This is a genomic window from Qipengyuania rhodophyticola (assembly GCF_042493225.1).
Lineage (GTDB): Bacteria > Pseudomonadota > Alphaproteobacteria > Sphingomonadales > Sphingomonadaceae > Erythrobacter.
This window is the reverse complement of record NZ_CP170454.1, coordinates 2020428-2042047: the sequence shown is the minus strand read 5'-3', so window position 1 is coordinate 2042047 and position 21620 is coordinate 2020428. Positions and strand designations below refer to the sequence as shown.

General features: G+C 57.8%; 16 protein-coding genes and 1 tRNA gene. 6 read left to right on the top strand and 11 right to left on the bottom strand.

The window, feature by feature from the left end; genetic code table 11:
* Window positions 1-2: 2 nt before the first annotated feature.
* The 4 genes from ACFCXQ_RS09710 to thyA all read right to left on the bottom strand — a co-directional run bounded on the left by ACFCXQ_RS09710 (window position 3) and on the right by thyA (window position 4659).
* A complete protein-coding gene (locus ACFCXQ_RS09710; RefSeq protein WP_379550090.1) occupies window positions 3-1277 on the bottom strand; it encodes a dihydrolipoamide acetyltransferase family protein in 1275 nt (424 codons plus the stop codon).
* A gap of 5 nt (window positions 1278-1282) precedes the next feature.
* A complete protein-coding gene (locus tag ACFCXQ_RS09705) occupies window positions 1283-2353 on the bottom strand; it encodes an alpha-ketoacid dehydrogenase subunit beta (protein ID WP_379550089.1) in 1071 nt (356 codons plus the stop codon).
* On the bottom strand, window positions 2350-3651 hold the full coding sequence (locus ACFCXQ_RS09700; protein ID WP_379550087.1) for a 3-methyl-2-oxobutanoate dehydrogenase (2-methylpropanoyl-transferring) subunit alpha: 1302 nt from the start codon (window positions 3649-3651) through the stop codon (window positions 2350-2352). Before ACFCXQ_RS09700 ends, ACFCXQ_RS09705 begins: the two co-directional genes overlap by 4 nt.
* A 72-nt stretch (window positions 3652-3723) precedes the next feature.
* Window positions 3724-4659 (bottom strand): thymidylate synthase, encoded by a 936-nt coding sequence (gene thyA / locus ACFCXQ_RS09695; RefSeq protein WP_379550085.1) that lies wholly within the window; start codon window positions 4657-4659, stop codon window positions 3724-3726.
* A gap of 135 nt (window positions 4660-4794) precedes the next feature.
* On the opposite strand from thyA, the gene ACFCXQ_RS09690 reads away from it, so the two are divergent.
* Window positions 4795-6156, top strand: coding sequence for an ABC1 kinase family protein (locus ACFCXQ_RS09690; RefSeq protein WP_379550083.1), 1362 nt, complete (start codon window positions 4795-4797; stop codon window positions 6154-6156).
* A gap of 10 nt (window positions 6157-6166) precedes the next feature.
* Here the strand turns inward: ACFCXQ_RS09690 and ACFCXQ_RS09685 are convergent, their stop codons facing one another.
* Window positions 6167-7963 (bottom strand): DUF885 domain-containing protein, encoded by a 1797-nt coding sequence (locus ACFCXQ_RS09685; protein ID WP_379550081.1) that lies wholly within the window; start codon window positions 7961-7963, stop codon window positions 6167-6169.
* Between the two features lie 71 nt (window positions 7964-8034).
* On the opposite strand from ACFCXQ_RS09685, the gene ACFCXQ_RS09680 reads away from it, so the two are divergent.
* Window positions 8035-8499, top strand: coding sequence for a low molecular weight protein-tyrosine-phosphatase (locus ACFCXQ_RS09680; protein ID WP_379550079.1), 465 nt, complete (start codon window positions 8035-8037; stop codon window positions 8497-8499).
* A gap of 23 nt (window positions 8500-8522) precedes the next feature.
* Here ACFCXQ_RS09680 and recG read toward each other — a convergent pair whose 3' ends face one another.
* Window positions 8523-10589 (bottom strand): ATP-dependent DNA helicase RecG, encoded by a 2067-nt coding sequence (gene recG, locus ACFCXQ_RS09675; RefSeq protein WP_379550077.1) that lies wholly within the window; start codon window positions 10587-10589, stop codon window positions 8523-8525.
* 54 nt (window positions 10590-10643) lie between these two features.
* Here recG and ACFCXQ_RS09670 point away from each other — a divergent pair, with 54 nt between their 5' ends.
* Both ACFCXQ_RS09670 and mfd read left to right on the top strand, forming a co-directional pair.
* The gene (locus ACFCXQ_RS09670; RefSeq protein WP_379550076.1) at window positions 10644-10931 is read left to right on the top strand and encodes a succinate dehydrogenase assembly factor 2; all 288 of its coding nucleotides are present in this window, start codon (window positions 10644-10646) and stop codon (window positions 10929-10931) included.
* Between the two features lie 38 nt (window positions 10932-10969).
* Entirely contained in the window at window positions 10970-14464 is a 3495-nt protein-coding gene (gene mfd / locus ACFCXQ_RS09665; protein WP_379550074.1) for a transcription-repair coupling factor, read from the top strand.
* Window positions 14465-14477: 13 nt separating this feature from the next.
* On the opposite strand, the gene ACFCXQ_RS09660 is transcribed toward mfd, so the two are convergent.
* Entirely contained in the window at window positions 14478-15797 is a 1320-nt protein-coding gene (locus tag ACFCXQ_RS09660) for a GGDEF domain-containing phosphodiesterase (protein WP_379550072.1), read from the bottom strand.
* A gap of 134 nt (window positions 15798-15931) precedes the next feature.
* Here ACFCXQ_RS09660 and ACFCXQ_RS09655 point away from each other — a divergent pair, with 134 nt between their 5' ends.
* Together ACFCXQ_RS09655 and ACFCXQ_RS09650 are read left to right on the top strand one after the other, a co-directional pair.
* Window positions 15932-16711, top strand: coding sequence for an NAD kinase (locus ACFCXQ_RS09655; RefSeq protein WP_379550070.1), 780 nt, complete (start codon window positions 15932-15934; stop codon window positions 16709-16711).
* Window positions 16712-16806: 95 nt separating this feature from the next.
* A tRNA-Asn gene (locus ACFCXQ_RS09650) sits at window positions 16807-16881 on the top strand.
* A gap of 9 nt (window positions 16882-16890) precedes the next feature.
* On the opposite strand, the gene ACFCXQ_RS09645 is transcribed toward ACFCXQ_RS09650, so the two are convergent.
* From ACFCXQ_RS09645 to ACFCXQ_RS09630, 4 genes are all read right to left on the bottom strand, one after another.
* Window positions 16891-17640, bottom strand: coding sequence for a sulfite exporter TauE/SafE family protein (locus tag ACFCXQ_RS09645; RefSeq protein WP_379550068.1), 750 nt, complete (start codon window positions 17638-17640; stop codon window positions 16891-16893).
* Between the two features lie 35 nt (window positions 17641-17675).
* Window positions 17676-20444 carry a preprotein translocase subunit SecA gene (gene secA, locus ACFCXQ_RS09640; RefSeq protein WP_379550066.1) on the bottom strand — a complete coding sequence of 923 codons (2769 nt, stop codon included), beginning with the start codon at window positions 20442-20444 and terminating at the stop codon, window positions 17676-17678.
* 103 nt (window positions 20445-20547) lie between these two features.
* Window positions 20548-20823 (bottom strand): hypothetical protein, encoded by a 276-nt coding sequence (locus tag ACFCXQ_RS09635; RefSeq protein ID WP_379550064.1) that lies wholly within the window; start codon window positions 20821-20823, stop codon window positions 20548-20550.
* Between the two features lie 60 nt (window positions 20824-20883).
* Window positions 20884-21597, bottom strand: coding sequence for an energy transducer TonB (locus ACFCXQ_RS09630; RefSeq protein ID WP_379550063.1), 714 nt, complete (start codon window positions 21595-21597; stop codon window positions 20884-20886).
* Window positions 21598-21620 lie beyond the last annotated feature (23 nt).

Genomic DNA, 21620 nt, shown 5'->3' with positions numbered 1-21620 from the left:
CATCAATTTGAGACGATCAGGACAGGCGTCTCTATCAGCTGCTTGAGCGCTTGGATGAAGCTCGCGGCATCATAGCCATCGACTACCCGGTGATCGCAGCTGATCGAAATATTCATCAGCTTGCGTTTCTCGATGCGTTCGCCGCCCTGACCATCAGGCACAAACATCGGCCGTTCAATGATCCGGTTCGGGCCAATGATCGCGACCTCAGGCCGATTAATGACCGGCGTCGTTGCAACACCGCCGAGCGGCCCCAATGAAGTCACTGTCAGCGTGCCACCGGACAGCTCATCAGATTTAGCTTTGCCATTCCGCGCGGCCTCTGCGAGGCGGCCGATCTCATTGGCGAGCTGCCAAAGGTTTTTGCCCTGCGCATCGCGAATAACCGGCACCATCAGGCCTGCATCCGTCTGAGTCGCCATGCCTAGGTGCACTGCGCCGTGACGCGTCACCAGCCCAGCCTCATCATCATAACGTGCATTGATCATCGGGAAATCGGGCAGCGTCTTGCAAATCGCAGTGATCAGCAGCGGCAGGATCGTCAGCTTAGGCTTGCTACCACGACTGGCGTTAAGCTGCGCACGCATGACCTCAAGATCAGTGACATCCACTTCCTCAACATAGGAGAAATGCGGGATGTTGCGCTTTGAAGCGGCCATATTCTCCGCAATGCGCCGGCGCATCCCGATGACTTTCTGCTCTTCATCGGAACGGGTCGGTGTCGCAGGCGAAAAACCGCCTGAGTATGACAGAAACGCGTCTAGATCAGCATGACGTACGCGGCCGTCAGCAGCTGGTTTGACTTCGCCTAGGTCAATGCCGAGCTCAGCCGCGCGCTTGCGCACCGCTGGTGTAGCGAGGACTTTGGCGTGTGATGGTGTGGATGTGAGCGCGGGTTCGGGAGCTGGTTCTAGTTCAACCACTGGCTCAGGCGCAGCGACCACTTCCGGCTTCGGTTCCTCAACTTCCGGCTTTTCTGCTGGCGAAGGCTCGGTGTTGGATTCCGTCCTAGGCGCGGCCTCTTTGCCAGCCTCACCCGCAACCTCAATCACCAGCAGCATCGAACCCACCGCAACCGTATCGCCCGGCTCACCAGCCAGCTCAGTCACCATGCCATCGACCGGGCTTTCGATATCAATTGTTGCCTTGTCCGTCATGACGTCGACCAGATGTTGATCCTCGGTCACGGTATCGCCGACTTTGACATGCCATTCGACGACTTCCGCCTCGGCAACGCCTTCGCCAACATCGGGCATATTGAACGTGAATTTCGCCATAGCTGTCAGTCCTTGAGGATCTTGTCGATTGCTTCGCCAATACGAACCGGGCCGGGGAAATAGGCCCATTCGAGGCTGTGCGGATAGGGTGTGTCAAAGCCGGTGACGCGCTCAACCGGCGCTTCCAGATGATAGAAACAGCGTTCGGTCACAAGCGCGGAAAGCTCCGCGCCAAAGCCCGATGTGCGGGTCGCCTCATGCACGATTAAGCAGCGTCCCGTGCGCTCAACCGAGGCTTCGATGGCTTCGATATCCAATGGGACGAGCGTGCGCAGATCGAGGATTTCCGCCTCAACGCCTTTGTCCGCGCAGACCGCCTCAGCGACGTGAACCATCGTACCATAGGTCAGCACGGTGAGCTGCTCGCCCTCAGTGACCTTGCGCGCCTTGCCGAGCGGAACCTTGTAATGCCCTTCCGGTACAACGCTGTCCGCGTGCTTCTTCCACGGCTCGACCGGCTTGTCGTAAAAGCCCGAGAACGGCCCGTTATAAATCCGCTTCGGCTCGAAGAAGATCACCGGATCATTGTCTTCAATCGCGCTGATGAGCAGGCCCTTGGCATCGTAGGGCGTCGCTGGAATGACGGTTTTCAGCCCGGCGACATGCGTGAAGATCGCCTCGGGAGATTGGCTGTGCGTTTGACCGCCAAAAATGCCCCCGCCAAATGGCGATCGTACAGTGATCGGAGCGATATATTCAGTCGCTGAGCGATAGCGCAAACGCGCTGCTTCGCTGATGAGCTGGTCAAGGCCGGGATAAATGTAATCGGCAAACTGGATTTCCGGGACCGGACGTAGGCCATATGCCCCCATCCCCACCGCGACACCGATGATGCCGCATTCCGAGATTGGCGTGTCGAATACGCGCGTCTTGCCGTATTTTTCTTGCAAACCAGCGGTACAACGGAACACGCCGCCGAAATAACCAACATCCTCGCCCATGACGATCACATCGTCGTCGCGCCCCATGGTTACGTCGAGCGCGTCATTAATCGCCTCGATCATATTGAGGCGGCGTTCGGTCACAGCCTCAGGCGCGCCCGTGTTGCTTGCGTCTTTCACTTTCGTGTCGCTCATGACCAAGGCTCCTCTCCCGGCCACTTGATCTCTCGCTCTTTCTTCGCCTGTGCAGCCTGCTCTTCAAGATGCCAGGGCAGATCTTCGTAAACGTCCTGGAACATTGTGCGGAATGGATGATGCAGGCCGTGCCCGAGAATTCCGTTAGCTTCCGCTTCCTTGGTGGTCTTCTTGACCAGCTCCGCCGCGTCGAGATCCATTGCCGCCTGACGCTCTTCATCCCACTCGCCAAGGGCAATAAGGTGATCTTTCAGCCTCGTTACCGGATCGCCCAGCGGCCATTCCTTCTGCTCTTGAGCGCTGCGATAGCCGCTCGGATCATCCGAAGTCGAATGCCCCTCCGCGCGGTATGTGAAGAACTCGATCAGCGTTGGCCCAGCATTGGCACGGGCGCGGTTCGCGGCCCATTGTTCCGCCGCATAGCACGCCAGCGGATCATTGCCGTCCACGCGCAGGCCCGCAAGGCCATAGCCCAAAGCGCGCGCTGCAAAGGTCGTCCGCTCAGCGCCCGCAAACCCGCTAAAGCTCGAAATCGCCCATTGGTTGTTGATCACATTGAGGATCACCGGTGCGTTATAAACGGTCGCGAAAGTGCATGCAGAGTGGAAGTCACCTTCCGCCGTGCTGCCCTCGCCCACCCACGTGGCCGCGATCCGCGTGTCACCTTTGATCGCGCTGGCCATCGCCCAGCCGACCGCTTGCGGTGTCTGAGTCGCGAGGTTGCCGCTGATCGTGAAGAAGCTGTGCTCCCGGCTCGAATACATAATCGGGAGCTGACGACCTTTCAGCTTGTCGCCCTTGTTCGAGTAAATCTGATTGATCATCTCGATCATCGGATAACCGCGCGCAATCAGAATGCCCTGCTGGCGGTAGCTGGGGAAAATCATGTCATCGCTGGCAAGCGCCATGGAGGTCGCAATGCTAGTCGCCTCCTCACCCGTACACTTCATATAGAAGCTGGTTTTGCCCTGCCGCTGGCCGCGAAACATCCGCTCGTCAAAGGCGCGGGTCGTTGAGAAATGGTGCAGCATTGTGCGCAAAGTGTCTGGCGAGAGTTTGGGATCCCAGGGGCCATGCGCCTTATTGTCGTCACCCAGAACGCGGACCAGACCATACGCCAGATCATGCATATCCGCCGGTGCACATGCCTCGTCCGGGCGCGGCATATCGCCTGGCTGACCAATATCGATATGCGAGAAGTCGGCAGTGTCACCGGGCCGATATTTCGGTTCGGGAACGTGCAGTTCTAGGGCAGGTTTGTTGCTGCCCGCTGTCTCGCGTGTGGCCTTTTCGGCCATAAGCATACTCTCCCAGCAAAAGCGTTTGGGCGTGGCCTATGGCAGCGATTTATAGCGGTCAAGCGCTCAGGATCACACCGCAACAGGGGCCTTTATCGGGGGGTGCGGCGCGTAATTATGCACTAGGAAATCATCGATTTTGTATTCGAAAATACTTTCAGGGCGTCTGACTATTTCAAGGGTTGGCTTCCCTTGCGGCTCGCGACTCAGTTGCTGGGTGATGAGATGCTCATGATTGAGGTAGAGATGCGTGTCCCCACCCATCCACACCAGCTCGCCCGGCTGCATATTGGTCTGCTGCGCCATCATCCGAGTCAGTAAAGCCGCAGACCAGAGGTTAAACGGCAGGCCGAGCGCAACATCGCAGCTACGCTGATACAGCACGCAGTTGAGCTGGGCCTCATCGCCTTCGCCCTCAACATGAAACTGATACGTTTTATGGCATGGGGGCAGCGCCATCTGTTCAAGCTGTGCGACATTCCATCCTTCGATAATGTGGCGGCGGCTACCGGGGTTATTGCGCAGGCTATCGACCACCTGCTCGACCTGATTGATGCCCTCGCCCGGCTCATACAGGCCGTCCTTACGGTAGCGGAACGTCGGCCAATCGACCCACTGCTTGCCATATACCGGACCAAGATCGCCCCACCGCTCGGCAAAGGTTTCGTCATCCGCAATCCGCTGCACAAAATCGTCCAGCTCAATGTCGTCGCCACTCTCTTTGACATAGCGCGCATGCGGCCATTCGTTCCAGATTTTCACGCCTTGCAGCACTAGCGGGCGAATATTGGTGTCGCCCGTCAGGAACCACAGAAGTTCGCGTGTCGCCGTCTTCCAATAAACGCGCTTGGTCGTGATCAGAGGCATGGCCCCGCCCGCCAAATCGAACCGCAGCATTGTTCCCATGATCGAACGTGTGCCGATGCCGGTCCGGTCGCTGCGCTCATTGCCCTCGGCCCAGATGCGCTGCATCAGATCGAGATATTGCTGTTCGTAATGCTGAGCCATGGACCGTTTGCTAGCGGTCAATTGGCGCGCTTGCCACCCCGCCTGGCTGGTCCTAATGCGCTGTCCTCACGATCTTCCACAGGAACGTCGCAGCCGTTCGTTCATTATCCGGTGAGACAGGAGCCTGAGCCGATCATGACAGACAGTGAAGATAACGACCGGCCAGAAACGTACCGCCCAGAGACTTACCGGGCTGTCCCCTCCAGCAGAGTTGGCAGGCTGAGCGGCTTTGGTCGCATGGCGGGCGGGCTCGCCGGAGGGATGATGGCCGAAGGCGCGCGGCGACTGGCGGCGGGTGAACGGCCAAGCATGGACCAGCTGATCCTGACACCCGGCAATGTTAAGCGCGTTACCGATCGGCTCAGCCATTTGCGCGGCGCCGCGATGAAACTGGGTCAGATGATCAGCATGGATGCAGGCGATGTCCTGCCACCAGAGCTCACCGAAATTCTCGCAGGGCTACGCGACCGAGCGAATTTCATGCCGCCCAAGCAGCTTGATAAGGTCCTGCGCGAGCAATGGGGGCCGGATTGGCGCAAGCAATTCCGCCGGTTTGAACCGCGCCCCATCGCGGCAGCCTCTATTGGCCAGGTGCATCGTGCGGTGACCCGCGACAATCGCACGCTCGCCATCAAAGTCCAATATCCCGGCATCGCGCAGAGCATTGATAGCGACGTCGATAATGTCGCGACTTTGCTGAGCGTATCAGGGCTCTTGCCCAAACACCTCAATCTTGACCCATTGCTCGCAGCAGCGAAAGAGCAACTGCACGAAGAGGCCGACTATGAGCGCGAAGGCGCAATGATGCAGGCTTATGCCAAGCTGCTGAAAGATGAGCCCGATTTCGTGATCCCCGAGCTGGATGAGAGCCTAACGCGAGAACGCATTCTTGCGATGAGTTTTGAGCCTGGATCGGCAATTGAATCGCTCACCGAAGAACCGCAAGAAGCACGCAATCAGCTATTCGCAAAAATGATGCGTCTGGTGGCGCGCGAACTGTTCGAGTTTGGGTTTATGCAGACCGATCCGAACTTCGCCAACTTCCGCTATAATCGCGAGACGGGCCGCATTATCCTGCTCGATTTTGGGGCAACCCGCCAGATAGAACCCGCGGTCATAAGCGCCTATCGCAACCTTCTGGAGGCGGGCCTCGCGCGCGATCCAGAGCGGGTTCTACAGGCGTCATTCGAAGCGGATTTCGTCTCACCGCAGACGGTCGAAAAACACCGCGCAAGCATCGACCGTATGATCGATATCATCGTGGATGAGATGGCCAGCGAAGAAGATTTCGACTTTGGCGACCGCGCATTTGTGCCGATCCTGCGCGACGAAGGCATGGCCATCGCACAGGACAAAGAGGCCTGGCATGTGCCGCCGCCCGAAACGCTGTTTGTTCAGCGCAAGGTAAGCGGGACGGCGCTGCTCGGGGCGCGGCTTGGCGCGGTGGTGAATATCCGCAATATTGTTGAACGAGTTCTGGCGGATAATCCGGCTTAGAAGCCTAGCTCTATTCTACCGAAGCATCAGCAGCTTCGGCGACCCCGATGTCATGACTTGCGATCCAGCGGTCGATATGCGCCTCCAGAACGTCCAAGGGAACAGAGCCGTTCTCCAGCACCGCATCGTGGAACTTTCGCAAATCAAACTGCGCACCTAGCGTCGCCTCAGCACGTGCGCGCAATTCGCGAATTTTTAGCTCGCCAACTTTATACGCCAGCGCTTGCCCCGGCCAAGTGATGTAGCGGTTCACTTCCGCGTCGATATTTGCAGGCGAAAGCGCGGTATTATCAAGCATATAGTCAACCGCCCGTTGCTTACTCCAACCCTTTGAATGAATGCCGGTATCGACCACCAGACGGGTCGCGCGCCACATCTCATAGCTCAGCCGCCCCATCTGTTTGGCTGGTGTATCGTACAGCCCCATCTCAATACCGAGCCGCTCGGAATAGAGCCCCCAGCCTTCCACAAAGGCCGTGAAATAGGTGCCATTCGCGCGCAGCGGATGGATATCCAGTTCCTGCTGAAGCGAGATTTGCAGGTGATGGCCCGGCACCGCCTCATGCACGCCAAGCGCAGGCAATTCCCAGAGCGGGCGCTGGTCGAGCTCGGTCGTGTTCAGCCGGTAGATCCCAGCTTGCCCGGTTTCCAACGATCCGGGCTCGTAATAGGCGGTGGTGTTGCCCGGTGCTTGCGCCGCAGGGATTGGCGACACTGTGTAAGGATTGCGCGGCAGCGTTCCGAACAGCTTGGGCATAAAGCCATCAATGTGTTTCGCCAGCGCCTGAGTATAGGCAAGATATTCTTCCGCATCGGTCATGTAATATTGCGGGTCCGTGCGCAGATGCTCGATAAAAGCCTCGCGGGTCTCGTATCCTGCTGAGGCCGCCACCTCGACCATCTCCGCACGGATACGGGCGACTTCGGAAAGGCCCAGATCATGGACCTCATCGGCCGTCATATCTGTCGTGGTGAAGCTTTTTACGAGATGGTCGTAGTAAGATTTGCCATTTTGGGTGGCGAGAATTCCCGGTGTTCCGGTGCGGCAATTGGGGGCATATTCCTCGGTATAGAAGGTAAGGAATTCGCGGTACGCTGGCAGCACAACCTGCTCAATTGCCTCGCGCCCGCGCGATTTCAAATCCTGCCATTGTGCGTCTGTGACGGAAGCCGGCCGATCACCAGAGAATGGCCTCCAGAATGGAGAGGATGTGTAATCATCGACAATCTGGCTAGCAATCCGACTTTCTAAACCCTCCATCGGTTCGCAAGGCTGGACCAGTGGGCGCACCCAATCCAGAGCCACCCTACTGCGCTCAATGCCATCAGCATTGACTTGCGCATACCCGCGCAACCGCCCGATATAGCTTTCGTAATCGGCCATGCTGAAGAATGGAGAACGGTTTGGGAGCGAGGCAAAATTGGTAAACCAGCCGCCTCGATTTGTGAAGATCATGTAGCGAGCTTGGGAAAATCCAAGCCTGGTGACCGCATTTTCCATACTGCGCTTCAAAACGGCGTAATCAACTTGCAGGTCGACTGGCAGCTGATCCGCATCAATCACATTCAATCGCTTTAGAAACTCATTGCTGCGAGTTTGACTACGGCTAACTTCAACGATCGAAAGGTCGCCTAGCTTGCCGTCACCGCGGCGGTCGCCAATGCTCGTGGCCAAAAGCGGATCCGCATCAAGGGTCGCCTGCCACACTTCCTCGCGCAGCTCTTTATAGTCCTCGACAGGCCCGGCCAAAGCAGGCGAGGTAGCCAACAGGGTTGTGGCGGCAAGAGCAGCAAAGACAGCGCGCATGGATGTATCTCCCAAGAATTTCTGCTGGTGTACTATTGCGGCTTAGCCTCGCGGTCCAGTAGGTAACCTGGATGACCAAACCCGCTATCCTGTTCGTATGTCTCGGCAATATCTGCCGCTCTCCTTTGGCCGAAGCGGCGTTCCGCAAAGCAGCCGAGGATGCAGGTCTTGACGTGGATGTCGATAGCGCAGGCACAGCGGCCTATCACATCGGGTCACCGCCAGATCCGCGTTCCGTCGCGACGGCATTGGATCACGGGATCGACATTTCAGGTCTGAAAGGTCGCCAATTGGCGGCTGAGGACTTCACCCGCTTCACACATATCTTCGCGATGGATGCTGAGAATCTGCGCAACATCAGACGGGCCGCGCCCAGCGATGCGACGGCGGAAATCAGCCTATTACTTGATCTAATTCCCGGCCAAGAGGGACGCGAAGTCGATGACCCATATTACGGCGGTGATGATGGTTTTGCGCGCACTTGGGATGAAGTGAGCGCAGCGGCAGAGGCTTTGGTAGAGCGGTTGCGCGGCTAACCCCGCGCTTTAGCCCCCTAGGCCTAGCCTCCGCGTAGCGTTCGTACGCCCCAATCGCGGTCGAACAGGTAAAGCAGCATCCGCGCCGCCTCCCCCCGCGCGCCATCCAGACCGCCGTGGTGCTCCATCAGCATTTGCGCGTCCGCATAGGCCACCGGCAACAGCTTGGTGATCTGATCAAGGCTCGCGACGCTAAACGGTGTGTCGCCCGATTGCCTTGTGCCGAGCAGCTCACCGCCGCCGCGCAGCCGCAAATCTTCCTCCGCCAGCCGGAACCCGTCCTGCGTCTCGCGCATCAATGCGAGCCGCTCGCGCGCTGTCTCTGACAGAGTATCTCCGCGCAGGAGCAAGCATACCGATTTCTCCGCACCGCGCCCAACACGGCCGCGCAGCTGGTGCAATTGCGCAAGACCGAAACGCTCGGCCTGCTCGATCACCATCAGCGTGGCATTAGGCACGTCGACGCCAACCTCGATCACGGTCGTCGCGACCAAAACCTTAGCATCGCCGCTGGCAAATCGCTCCATCGCGGCGTCTTTCAGCTCGCTCGTAAGCTGACCGTGGACCAGCACAACATCCTTGCCAAACCGCTCCGCCAGATGGGCATAACGCGCCTCAGCAGCCGCAATATCCTCGGTCGCAAACTCACTTTCGCGGACCATCGGACACACCCAATAGGCCTGCTGACCGGTGGTAATATGCCGCTCGACTCCGGCCGCAACCTCGTCCAGCCGCGCTTGTCCGACCACACGCGTTTCAATCGCCTGCCTGCCCGGTGGCAGCTCATCGAGCTTGCTCACATCGAGCTCACCATATTGCGCAAGCGTGAGCGTGCGCGGGATTGGCGTCGCGGTCATTGCCAGCACATGTGGCGCAGATTTGCCTTTGTTGGCCAGCATCAGCCGCTGCCCCACGCCAAAGCGGTGCTGCTCATCAATCACCACCATGGTGAGGTTCTTATACGCGACCTTGTCCTGAAAAATTGCATGCGTGCCGACGACAATATCAATGCTGCCATCGAGCAGCCCCATCAACGTAGCCTCGCGAACCTTGCCCTTATCGCGGCCCGTTAGCAGAGCAACCCGCGCGCCGGTTGGTTCAGCCAGCTTGCGCATAGTCTCATAATGTTGCCGCGCGAGAATCTCTGTCGGGGCGAGCAGAGCAGCCTGCGTGCCTGCCTCTACCGCAATCAGCATGCCCGCAAGCGCTACCACCGTTTTACCTGCGCCAACATCACCTTGCAGCAGGCGAAGCATGGGGGCCTCTTGCGCAAGATCTCCCTCGATCTCAGCGATGGATCGCTTCTGCGCGCCCGTCATTTCAAATGGCAGATCAAGCCGGTCGCGCAGGTTTCCATCCCCCACCAAAGGCTGACCGCGCCGCTTGCGATTGTCCGCTCGTACTAGCATCAGGGCAAGCGAGTTTGCCAGCAGCTCGTCATAGGCGAGCCGGTCACGCGCTTTGCCATGCTCACCTGTGTGCGACAGCTTGATCGCGTCAGACCACGCAGGCCAATCTTCTTTGCCCAGCTGATGCGCCTCAATCCATTCGGGCAGGTCTGGCAGCTTGGCGAGCGATTGCTCCACCAGCCCTGAAACACGCGGCTGCGTCAGCCCCTCAGACAAGCGGTAAACCGGCTCACACAAATGCCCCAGAGTCTCACCACCCTCCTCCAGCACATGATCGGGATGCACAATCTGGAGCATGTCTCCATAGCGATCGAGCTTACCCGCGACCCAGCGTTTCGCGTCCATCGGGAGCTGCTTTTTCGCAGTATATGACGCGCGACCAAAGAAGGTCAGGACGAGCACATTGCCCGCGCTATCCTGAGCAAAAACACGGTAAGGAGCACGGCGATTGCCCGAGGCGCGGTGTTCGGTCACCGTCACCGCAATAACGATCTGCTCGCCTTCGCCCGCCTCATCGAGCGTCTCCACCGCGCGGCGCGTCACAAACCGCTCTGGCAGATGATACGCCACATCGCGCAGCCGGGTCAGCCCCAGCTTCTCAAGCGGCTTTTTCAGCTTCGGCCCCACGCCTTCCAGCGTGTCTGTTTCCGCAAACAGGGGGTTGAGAATGTCCGGCCTCATATCAGCGCATATAGCCGCTTGCGCGCGCAATGCGAGTGCCCTACCCGCCTCGCCATGCCTACTATCGACAATTCTGATGCGCTGAATGAGCGCATGGCCCGCGCGAAATTCCGCGCATGGCACCGCGGCACCCGCGAGGCCGATTATATGATCGGCGGTTTCTTCGATCGCTTCGCCGCAAATTGGAGCGAAAAAGACCTCGCCTGGTTTGAGCGGTTGCTGGAAGAAGATGATGTGGATGTGATGGCCTGGGCAATGAAAACCGCGCCGGTGCCCGAGCTTTTCGCAGGCAAGCTTATGGAAGCGATGCAACGCCTCGATTACGTCGATATCCCGCGATGATAGGAACTGAGCCAGCTGCGCTGCTTTGAGCATCCACCATGCCTGATTTTACCCGCATAATAGACGCGAACCAATCGCTCACGCTCGCCGCCGTTGCGCGCGGCGCACAGCCATTGGTCTTGGCCGATCTGGCGCGCGCCGCAAAAGGCCGCGCAGTGTTTGTCGCGCCGGATGATGCCGCAATGCACTCGGTCGCCGAAGCCGCGCATTATTTCGCGCCTGAGCTGGAGGTGATTGAGTTTCCCGCGTGGGATTCGCTGCCTTATGACCGCGCGAGCCCAGCCCTCTCAATCAGTGCGAAACGGCTCGCGGCATTGCACAGATTGCAGGACAAGCCCGAGACCAGTCAACTTGTCGTCACCACGGTCAATGCGCTGCTGCAGCGTGTGCTGTCCCCGTTCCGCGTGCGCGAGAATGTCCGCGCGTTTAAGCCGGCCAGCGAAATCGGGATGGAGAGCCTCGCTGCACTGCTCACCCGCCAAGGCTACTCGCGCACGGACACGGTGGTTGATGCGGGCGAGTTCGCTATTCGCGGGTCAATTGTCGATATCTTCCCAAGCGGTCTCGACCAAGGATTGCGGCTCGATTTTTTTGGCGACGAGCTGGAAAGCTTGCGCCTGTTTGACCCGAGCACGCAGCGCAGCACTGGCACGCTCGACAGCCATGTCCTGCTCCCGGCGAGCGAAGCATTGCTCGATGAGGACAGCATCAAACGCTTTCGCGGTAAGTACCGCGAATTATTCGGCGCTGAGGCCACGCAAGACCCGCTCTATGAGGCGGTTAGCGAAGGGCGGCGTCTCGCTGGGATGGAGCATTGGCTGCCGTTGTTTGAGGAACGGCTAACCACGCTGTTCGATCATCTTGGCGATGGCGATGTGATGGTGCTGGATGCCGCCGCGCTGCAATCGGGCGAAGAGCGATTGTCCGATATTGCGGACTATTATGAGCAGCGGCGCGCTGTGGGCGGCCAAGCCAAGGGCGGGTATCGCCCGCTTGACCCCAGCGAGCTGTACCTGACCAAAGACCAATTGGCAGATGGCGTGGCGAGCATGCCCGGCCACCGAACCACCGCTTTTGCCGAACCTGCCAGCGACACCGTGCTAGATTTCGGCTTCAAATCAGGCCGCGATTTCGCGCCAGACCGCGCTCGCGGAGAGAACGTGTACGAAGCGCTCGGGGCGCATTTCAAAGCGATTGGCAAGGCTGGCAAGCGGCCCCTGCTTGCGACCTATTCCAAGGGCAGCCGCGCGCGGATCACCTCCATTCTGGCAGAAGCCGGCTGCGAACTGCAACCGGCGGAAAGCTGGCAAGATGCGCTCGGAACATCCACAAAAGGCCAGCCCGTTGCCCTGATCCTGCCGCTGGAGGCCAGCTTTGCCAATGATGAGCTGGAGCTAATTACCGAGCAGGACTTGCTGGGTGACCGCTTGGTGCGTCGCAAGACCAAGCGTAAAGGTGCCGACGCGTTTCTGGCCGAGCTATCCGCGCTCACACCGGGCGATCTTGTAGTCCATACCGAGCATGGGATCGGAAAATATCTCGGGCTTGAACCCATCGCGGTCGGCAAGTCGAAACATGACTGCGTGATGCTGAGCTATGCGGGCGGTGACAAGCTTTACATACCGGTTGAGAATATCGACGTCCTTTCACGCTATGGCAGTAGTGAAGAGGCAGTGCAGCTTGACCGGCTGGGCGGTGAAGCCTGGCAGCGCAGGCGCGCAAAAATGCGCGAACGGATCCGCGAGATTGCAGGCGAGTTGATGAAAACCGCTGCGGCACGCGCGCTCAAAAAAGCGCCAGCCTTTGTGGTCGAAGAAGGTCCGTACAATCAGTTTCTTGACCGCTTTCCTTGGGAGGAAACCGAGGATCAGGATCGCGCTATTACCGATGTTTTGCGTGACCTTGAAAGCGGCCGTCCGATGGACAGGCTCGTCTGCGGTGATGTGGGTTTTGGCAAGACCGAAGTCGCTTTGCGCGCAGCCTTTGTGGCGGCGATGAATGGACAGCAAGTGGCTCTCGTTGCGCCTACCACTCTGCTCGCGCGGCAACATTTTCAGAACTTCTCGAAGCGATTTGCGGGCTTCCCGCTCAAGGTCGGGCGACTGTCTCGCCTTGTCTCCGCCAAGGAAACCAAGGAAACGCGCGACGCGCTCGCCGATGGCACAATGGATGTGGTCATTGGCACGCATGCCCTCCTCTCCAAGAACACGCAATTCAAGGATCTGGGCCTTGTGATCGTGGACGAGGAACAGCGCTTTGGCGTGACCCACAAGGAGAAGCTCAAAACACTGCGCGCCGACGTGCATATGCTCACGCTGACAGCGACGCCGATCCCGCGCACGCTGCAAATGGCGATGACCGGACTGCGGGAGCTTTCGACCATTCAAACCCCGCCTGTCGACCGGCTCGCGGTGCGCACTTATGTTATGGAGTGGGACGAGGTGGTGATGCGCGAGGCCTTGCTGCGCGAGCATCATCGCGGCGGGCAAAGCTTCATCGTCGTTCCGCGCATTGCCGACATGGCGGATGTCGAAGAATGGCTGCGCGAGACTGTGCCCGAGGTGAAAGCCATATCCGCGCATGGCCAGATGGGCGCTGGTGAAATCGAAGAGCGGATGAGCGCATTTTATGAGGGCAAATATAACGTCCTGCTCTCCACCACGATTGTCGAGAGCGGGCTCGATCTGCCGAGCGCGAACACCATCATCATTCACCGCGCAGACCGCTTTGGTCTGGCGCAATTGTATCAGCTGCGTGGGCGCGTGGGCCGGTCAAAACTGCGCGCCTATGCATATCTGACGACGCCTGCCGATACCCAACTATCCGAGGTCGCAGAAAAGCGCCTCAAAGTGCTCGGTGATCTCGACAGCCTCGGTGCCGGGTTCCAGCTCGCCAGCCACGATCTCGACATTCGCGGCGCGGGCAATCTGCTGGGCGATGAGCAATCGGGCCACATCCGCGAGGTCGGCTTTGAGCTGTACCAATCCATGCTGGAAGACGCGATCCTAGCTCTGAAAGCTGGCGAGGCAGGACTTGAAGCAAAGCCCGAGAAAATCAGCCCGCAAATCACGGTTGATGCGCCGATCATGATCCCTGAAGATTATGTGCCTGATCTAGCCGTACGCATGGCGCTCTATCGCCGCCTAAACGATGCGCTGGATAATGCTGAGGTAGATGCACTGGCCGCAGAAATGATCGACCGTTTTGGTGATCTGCCCGCCGCGACATCCAATCTCATCCGCCTCATCCAAATCAAGCGGCAAGCGATTGAGGCCAATATCGCCAAGATCGAGGTTGGCAATGCGGGCACACTTGTGACCTTCCATGAGAACGACTTCCCCGATCCTGTGGGCCTGCTCGCTTATGTTGATCGGCTCAACCAGAGTAGAGAAGGCACGGCCAAGCTGCGCCCCGATATGAAGCTGGTGATTAGCCGCGCGTGGGGCAGCCCGGAAAGCCGCCTCAACGGCCTGTTCCAGCTGACTAAGGGGCTAAGCGGTGTGGTGCGCAAGGCGGGCAAGAAAGCCGCCTGATGAAGGTCGCAAACTATTGCTTGGTTAGAGCGAGAAAGTCTGCAGCCGCCATTGGCTTCGCCTTCAAAAACCCCTGATAACTCTCGCATCCTTCGGACCGGACCAGCGCAAGCTGTTCCTCAGTCTCTACGCCCTCAGCGGTCACCGTCATCTCAAGCGCCTGCGCAAGTTGCGTAATCGCCCTGAAAATCGATAGGTCGCGCTGATCCTTGTGAATGTTCTCCACTAGCGAATAGTCGATCTTCAGTTGGTCGATCGGTAGCATCTTGAGATAGTGGAAATTGCAGAAGCCCGCGCCAAAATCGTCGAGCGCGATCGCGACGCCCTTATAGCGTAGATCATCGAGAACCGCCCCCACCCGGTCGAGATCAGACAGCAAGACCTGCTCAGTGATCTCCAACGTAATTCGCCCAGGCGAAATGCCCGCTTCCTCAATCAGCACAACCAGCTCGCGCGCGAAACCACCCGTCGCCAAATCTTCCGGGGTAATATTAATCGAAAGTCGCAGATTTTTGGGCCACGCCTTCGCTGCCTCAAGTGCGCGGCGCGAAATATGCCGCGACAAGTGCGTCACATGATCAATCCGCTCGGCAATTCCGAAAAGAACCCCAGCGCCAATCAACCCGAGTTGTGGATGCCGCCAGCGCGCCAAAGCCTCAGCACCGTAAAGCCGGTCACCATCAATGTGGAACTGCGGCTGATACAAAATCTCAATTTCGTCGCGATCAATCGCCCCTAAAAGATCCGCTTCCAATTGCTGATTGGTGCGCCCACCCTTGGTGTGTTCACCTGTTTCCCAGATGATTCTCTGACCAGCCATTGTGCGCAGACGCCTTGCACCCTCCGCCATGGAATCGAGCATCGTCTCAGGCGTCGTCGTGCCCAAAGCGCGCATCAAGACCAAGCGCGGCGACAGGCGCAGCGCGCTATCTCCGCCCGGATTGCTAATTGGCATGGCGAGCGCATCCGCCAGCGCCTCTGCCAGCCACTGCCAACGCTCCCGGCTACATTCCTCGCGCGCAACCAGCAGGAATGTTCCGCCCGATACGCGCGCGGCCAGCCACACGCTGCTCTCCAGCTCGTCATCGGCAAAATGGCGAATGCGCTGCGCAACTTCCACCAGAGCGCCATCGCCGCTCGTCTCGCCAAAGGCGACGTTCACGGTGTCGATCCGGCCCAAATCCACCAGCATGGCATGCAATGGGCAGCGGGTGGAAACGTCCGGCCACTCGCGCTGCCACTTAGCGATTGTCTCACGCGCCTGCGCAACGTCCGCGAGGCCCGTTAAAGAATCGGGCACCCCAGCATTCAGATTATGTGCGCGACTGGCCATTATGACCCCCTAGTGCGGGCGATTGAGAACAGTATGCAACATTTGCTGTGCGTTGCCAAATGGGACGACCACCAATAGGGGGGACTACGCAAGTGGCAGGGATGGCCGCTGGACCTGGCCTGTGAGGGGAAATTATGCCCGAATTTGCAAAACTGGCATTGCTGGTTTCCGATAGCGACAAGGCGCAAGCCTCAAAGGCTGAGTTTGAGGCGATTCACGATTGGTGCTCACTCGCCGAGGCGGAAGCGGTGGTTGTGCTGGGCGGCGATGGTTTCATGCTGCAAACGCTTCATAGCATGCTCGACAGCGGCGATGTCCTCCCCGTTTACGGTGTGAATTTGGGCACAGTCGGCTTTCTGATGAATAAGAATCGCGGCGCAGAAAAACTACTGCGCAAAATTGTCCGTGCGCGTGCCGTGAAAATCGCACCGCTGCGCATGGATGCCGTAACGCAAGACGGCGAGCATCACATCTATAACGCGATTAACGAGGTCTCGCTGCTGCGTGAGACGCGCCAAGCCGCCAAGATCGAGATCACAGTGGATGACAAGGTACGCATTAAAGAGGTGGTGTGTGACGGTGTTCTGGTGGCGACACCAGCTGGCTCGACCGCGTACAACCTGTCTGCAAATGGGCCGATACTGCCGCTCGATTCCAGCCTGCTTGCCCTCACACCGATTAGTGCTTTTCGCCCAAGGCGCTGGCGCGGCGCCATATTGCCAGACCGTAGCCGTATTACACTTCGGGTGAATGAGCCGGATAAGCGCCCCATTTCAGCGGTGGCTGACCAGAAGGAGCTGCGCAACGTCGCTGAGGTTAGTCTCGAAATTGACCGCGAGCATGAGTTGGAATTGTTGTTCGACCCCGGCCAGGCACTTGATGAGCGGATCGTCGCAGAGCAATTTCAGGTTTGATTGGGGTTTTTTGCGGGCGCCTGCGAAAATATCGCATTGCCCGCTTGCCAAATCTTTACCGTCTCCATATAGGCGCACCTCTCTTGTGAAGCTGTTCCCCGATAGCTCAGCGGTAGAGTAGGTGACTGTTAATCACTTGGTCGTTGGTTCGAATCCAACTCGGGGAGCCATTTTTTCTCTTACAATCCGAATAAGAGCCGCGCGCCGACCCAAATGGTCAGCATTGCTGTGGCCCAACGGATCCAGTTTACAGGCAGAATGCGAGTTGCGAGAAGGCTCCCAATCCATCCTCCCAGTGCGACTGCAATCATCAGTGGTAAGCCGAAAGTCACCGCGGCGGCGAAGCGATCTGGCCCGCCTTTGAGGATTTGCCCCGCAAGCCCGAACAGTGAATTGACTAGAATGAACAGGCTGGCTGTCGCCGCAATGGCCCGCGCATTGTTCCACCGCGTCAAATGCAGCAGTGGGGCGAGGAAGATCCCGCCACCAATGCCCACCAATCCGGCCAGATAACCAAGGGGCATCGCCGCAAATGGCATGAGCTTGGAGGCGTAGGCAGAGGTCTTCGCTTCACCGACGCCGCCGCTCCTATTTGGAATGAGCAGAGTCGCTCCCGTTAGCAGCAGACTTGCGCCCAAAATTAGCAGGAATGGCTCGCGGTCAATTGGTGTAAGTCCGCCAAGGAACGCCGCAGGTGCCGCAAGCCCCGTGAGAACCAACGCGCCTTTCCAAGGCGTGATTTTTGCGCGGGCAAAGCGCACTGTACCGCCCGCCACCACGACAATGTTGCAAGCGAGCGAGAGCAGCGGGAGAATGCGATAATCCACATCGCTGAGCGCCAAAAGGGCGCTGTAGGTTGAGCCCCCGCCGAAACCGACGGAAGCATAGAGCAATGCGGTGACGAGAAAGGCGATGGCGAGCCAGATCATGACTAGCCCTTAGTTGCCGCCCGTCACCACCTCACTCAAACCTTCGAGGAAATCGCACCGTGGCAATGCTTGTACTTATTACCCGAGCCACACGGACATAGCGCGTTACGGCTAATGTTCATATCAGCATAAGGATCTTCCAAGAACGCACCACCCGGCCCGGCCGCCGCACGCGGGCTGCCCGCAAGTGAACCAAACAGCTCAGGACGTTCAGCCGAACCGTCGCCATCATTCGAGTTATCAAGCCCGGTCAGCGGATCGATATGTCCGGTCAGGAAGTCTGGTAGGCCAGCGAGAACTTCTTCAGGCACCGCCTGCGGTTCTGGCGCTTGGCCGATCTGCATGCGCAGCAACTCGCCCGTCACATCCTCACGCAAAGTGTCGAGCATGCGTTCGAACAGGCCAAACGCCTCTTGCTTATATTCATTGATCGGCTGCTTCTGAGCGTGCGCACGCAGCCACACGACCTGACGCAGAGCATCCAGCGTTGCGAGGTGCTCTTTCCAATGGAAATCAAGCTTTTGTAGCAGCAGGCTCTTCTCAAAGAGACGCCAGCGTTGCGGGTCAGCATCGGCAAGTTTTGCTTCCATCGCCGCGTCCGCTTCAGCTTGAATGCGCTCCTCGATCACCTCCGGCTCAAGTGCGTCCTCTTTCATCCACTCTTCAAGTGGCGGGGTGAGGCCAAGCACTTCCTCAACCTTGGTTTTAAGGCCATCAATGTCCCATTGTTCAGGATATGAGCCGGGAGGACACGCATCACCCACCATCGCGTTGATCGCGTCGTGGCGCATGTCGACGACCACATCATCGACCGTCTCACTATCCATGATTTCGGCGCGCTGCTCATAAATGACTTTGCGCTGATCGTTCATCACATCATCATATTGGACAACCTGCTTACGCATCTCATAATTGCGCGCCTCAACTTTTTTCTGAGCTGTTTCAATGGCCTTCGACAGCCATTTTGACCCAATCGCCTCGCCATCTTCTAGGTTCGAATTCATCATCTTAGAAAACAGCGTGTCTGGGCCAAAAATGCGCAGCAAATCATCTTCTAAACACAGGTAAAAACGCGAAAGACCCGGGTCACCCTGACGGCCCGAACGCCCGCGCAGCTGGTTGTCAATCCGGCGGCTTTCATGGCGCTCTGTGCCAAGCACGAACAAGCCGCCTGCGTCTTTCACCCGCTGCTTTTCTTCTTCGATCTCAGCCGCCAGGCGCGCAATAGCAGCGTCCTTTTCAGGGCCATCTTCCATCTCGCCAAGTTCGTCACCTGTGCGGAATTCAAGATTACCGCCAAGCTGAATATCGGTACCGCGGCCCGCCATATTTGTGGCGATAGTCACGGCGCCGATGCGCCCAGCCTGCGCAACAATATGCGCCTCGCGCTCATGCTGGCGCGCGTTCAAAACCTCGTGTTTGACACCTTCTTTGTCCAGGAACTGGCTCAGCAATTCGGATTTCTCGATGGACACTGTGCCAACGAGAACCGGCTGACCAATCTCGTTTTTCTCTTTGATGGCTTTCGCGATCGCGGCGAACTTATCCATTGTATTCTTGTAAAACTGATCGTCTTCATCGATCCGCGCAACTGGCTTGTTGGTGGGAATTTCCGCAACGTTGAGCTTGTAGATATCCCAGAACTCCGACGCTTCAGTCGCCGCCGTACCGGTCATGCCAGCAAGCTTGGGATACATGCGGAAATAGTTCTGGAAGGTGATCGAGGCCATCGTCTGGTTTTCAGGCTCGATCTTGGCCTTTTCCTTGGCTTCCACCGCTTGGTGAAGGCCATTGGACCAACGCCGTCCATCCATCATCCGGCCAGTGAACTCGTCAATGATCACGACCTTATCGTCTTTGACGATGTAATCAATGTCGCGCTTGAACATGATGTTCGCTTTGAGCGCCTGGTCGAGGTGGTGGACGACCTGCGTGTTCTCTACGTCATAGAGGTTCTCGGTTTCGAGCAGCCCAGCTTCGCGCAGCTTGGCTTCAATCGCATCCGTGCCTTCCTCAGTCCACGTGATGTTCTTGGTCTTCTCGTCCGCTTCATACCACTCTGGGTCAAGGTCATTCACGATCTCGTCGACTGCGACGTAAAGGTCAGATTTGTCCTCAGTCGGGCCAGAAATGATCAGCGGCGTCCGCGCCTCATCAATCAAGATCGAATCCACCTCATCGACAATCGCGTAATTGAACGGGCGCTGCACCATTTGCTCGCGCTCATGCTTCATATTGTCGCGCAGATAATCAAAGCCGAACTCATTGTTCGTGCCGTAGGTAATGTCTGCATTATACGCGTCGCGGCGCGAGAACTCGTCGAGATTGGGGATAATCACGCCAACGGTCAGACCGAGGAAGCGGTAGATCTGCCCCATCCATTCCGCATCGCGGCTGGCGAGGTAATCGTTAACTGTAACAACGTGAACGCCCTTGCCCTCAATCGCATTGAGATAAGTCGCGAGCGTCGCCACCAGCGTCTTACCCTCGCCCGTGCGCATCTCGGAAATCTCGCCGCGATGGAGCACAATGCCGCCCACCATTTGCGTGTCGAAATGGCGCATGCCGAGCACGCGCATTGATGCTTCGCGAACGGTCGCAAAGGCCTCCGGCAGGATATCATCAAGCGTTTTGCCATCGGCTAGCAGACCGCGAAATTTGCCGGTTTGCGCCGACAGCTCTTCATCAGAGAGAGCTTTGATCTGATCTTCGAGCGCGTTGATCTGGCCGACGATCTTATTCATTGAGCGCACGTAACGGTCGTTTGATGAACCGAAGAAGGTTTTCATGAGGGATTCGAACATGGGTAGCCCTTTAGGCAAATGTGTTTTGAAATAATCGGAGAGATAGGCTCGCGACGAGCCTAGAACGCAGCAAAGCCACGTTGAAACAGTGCTTTAGAAAGCTCTATTCGAGAGCGAGATCAATCCGCAGCTGGACCGTCGGCAGGAAGATCCGGATCGGATCAGCATCTACACAAGGGCGCGTTGGCGCGCCAAGCTCGCGCTTCTTGCGCTTGTCATGCTTACATTCGCCGCGGCGCTGCTTCTTCGCATGTTCTTGCTTTTGACTTGACTCAACTTGTGTGCCGAAAGCAGCAGTCAAATTCGCCTGCGCAGGAGCAGACACAGCCGCAAGGCCGGTCATCAAAGCAAAACACGCAAGAAGACGTTTCAGCATCATCGCAAGTCGACATAACCACTAAATGCTAAAGAATCCACCTGCCTGCGCCGTTTCACAGATTTATTCCTCGGGATCTGTGACAGTAGTATCAATTACGATGGAAACTTGCCGCTCGATCGGAACTCTATTTTCGTCGCGATATGGCACGCCTTGCCGCCCTTTTAGCGCCGGGCATCGACCACGCTCCTTGTCGCGCTCAATCTGGCGTTTGAGAGCATCCGGCATTTCACCGCGCAGAACTTCTATCTCACATTGCGTCGAAATTCCCTCGACTGTGTGCAGATATGAGAAACGAACGGAGAAGTCTGGAAGGTCAGATACTCGCTTGCGCCACTTGTAATCATCTCGATATTTGCTCTCAACCGGTTCACCTAGTTCATTGAGCCCCGGCTCAAACCGTGCGCGCTGAGTGATTAATTCACATGTTGCCTGATCCAATGAACTGGAACCCGAACTGCGCGTTATCAGGCACCTAGAAACGCGGCCCTCACTGTCGATGTGGAGCTGATAGTTGACGCTTCCCTCCAGGTCATTCTGCCACGCGTCGATGGGGTAATCGGCCACGGTGATCAGTCGTCTGAGGCTCGACGTTGGGCGGGGATCTCGATTGGACGGGACCACAGCTACTGCGGGAGGTACGGACATGCTATCACGTGCGGCCTCGACCGCAGCGGCATTAGCAACTGTTTCGGCGGCTTCATCGGCAGATTGCGCCAATGCAGGCGGCGCGCCAAAAGTTCCTGCGATCAATGCGATTGTGAAAAATCTCGTCATGAATGTCCCCGTTCGGATCAAAT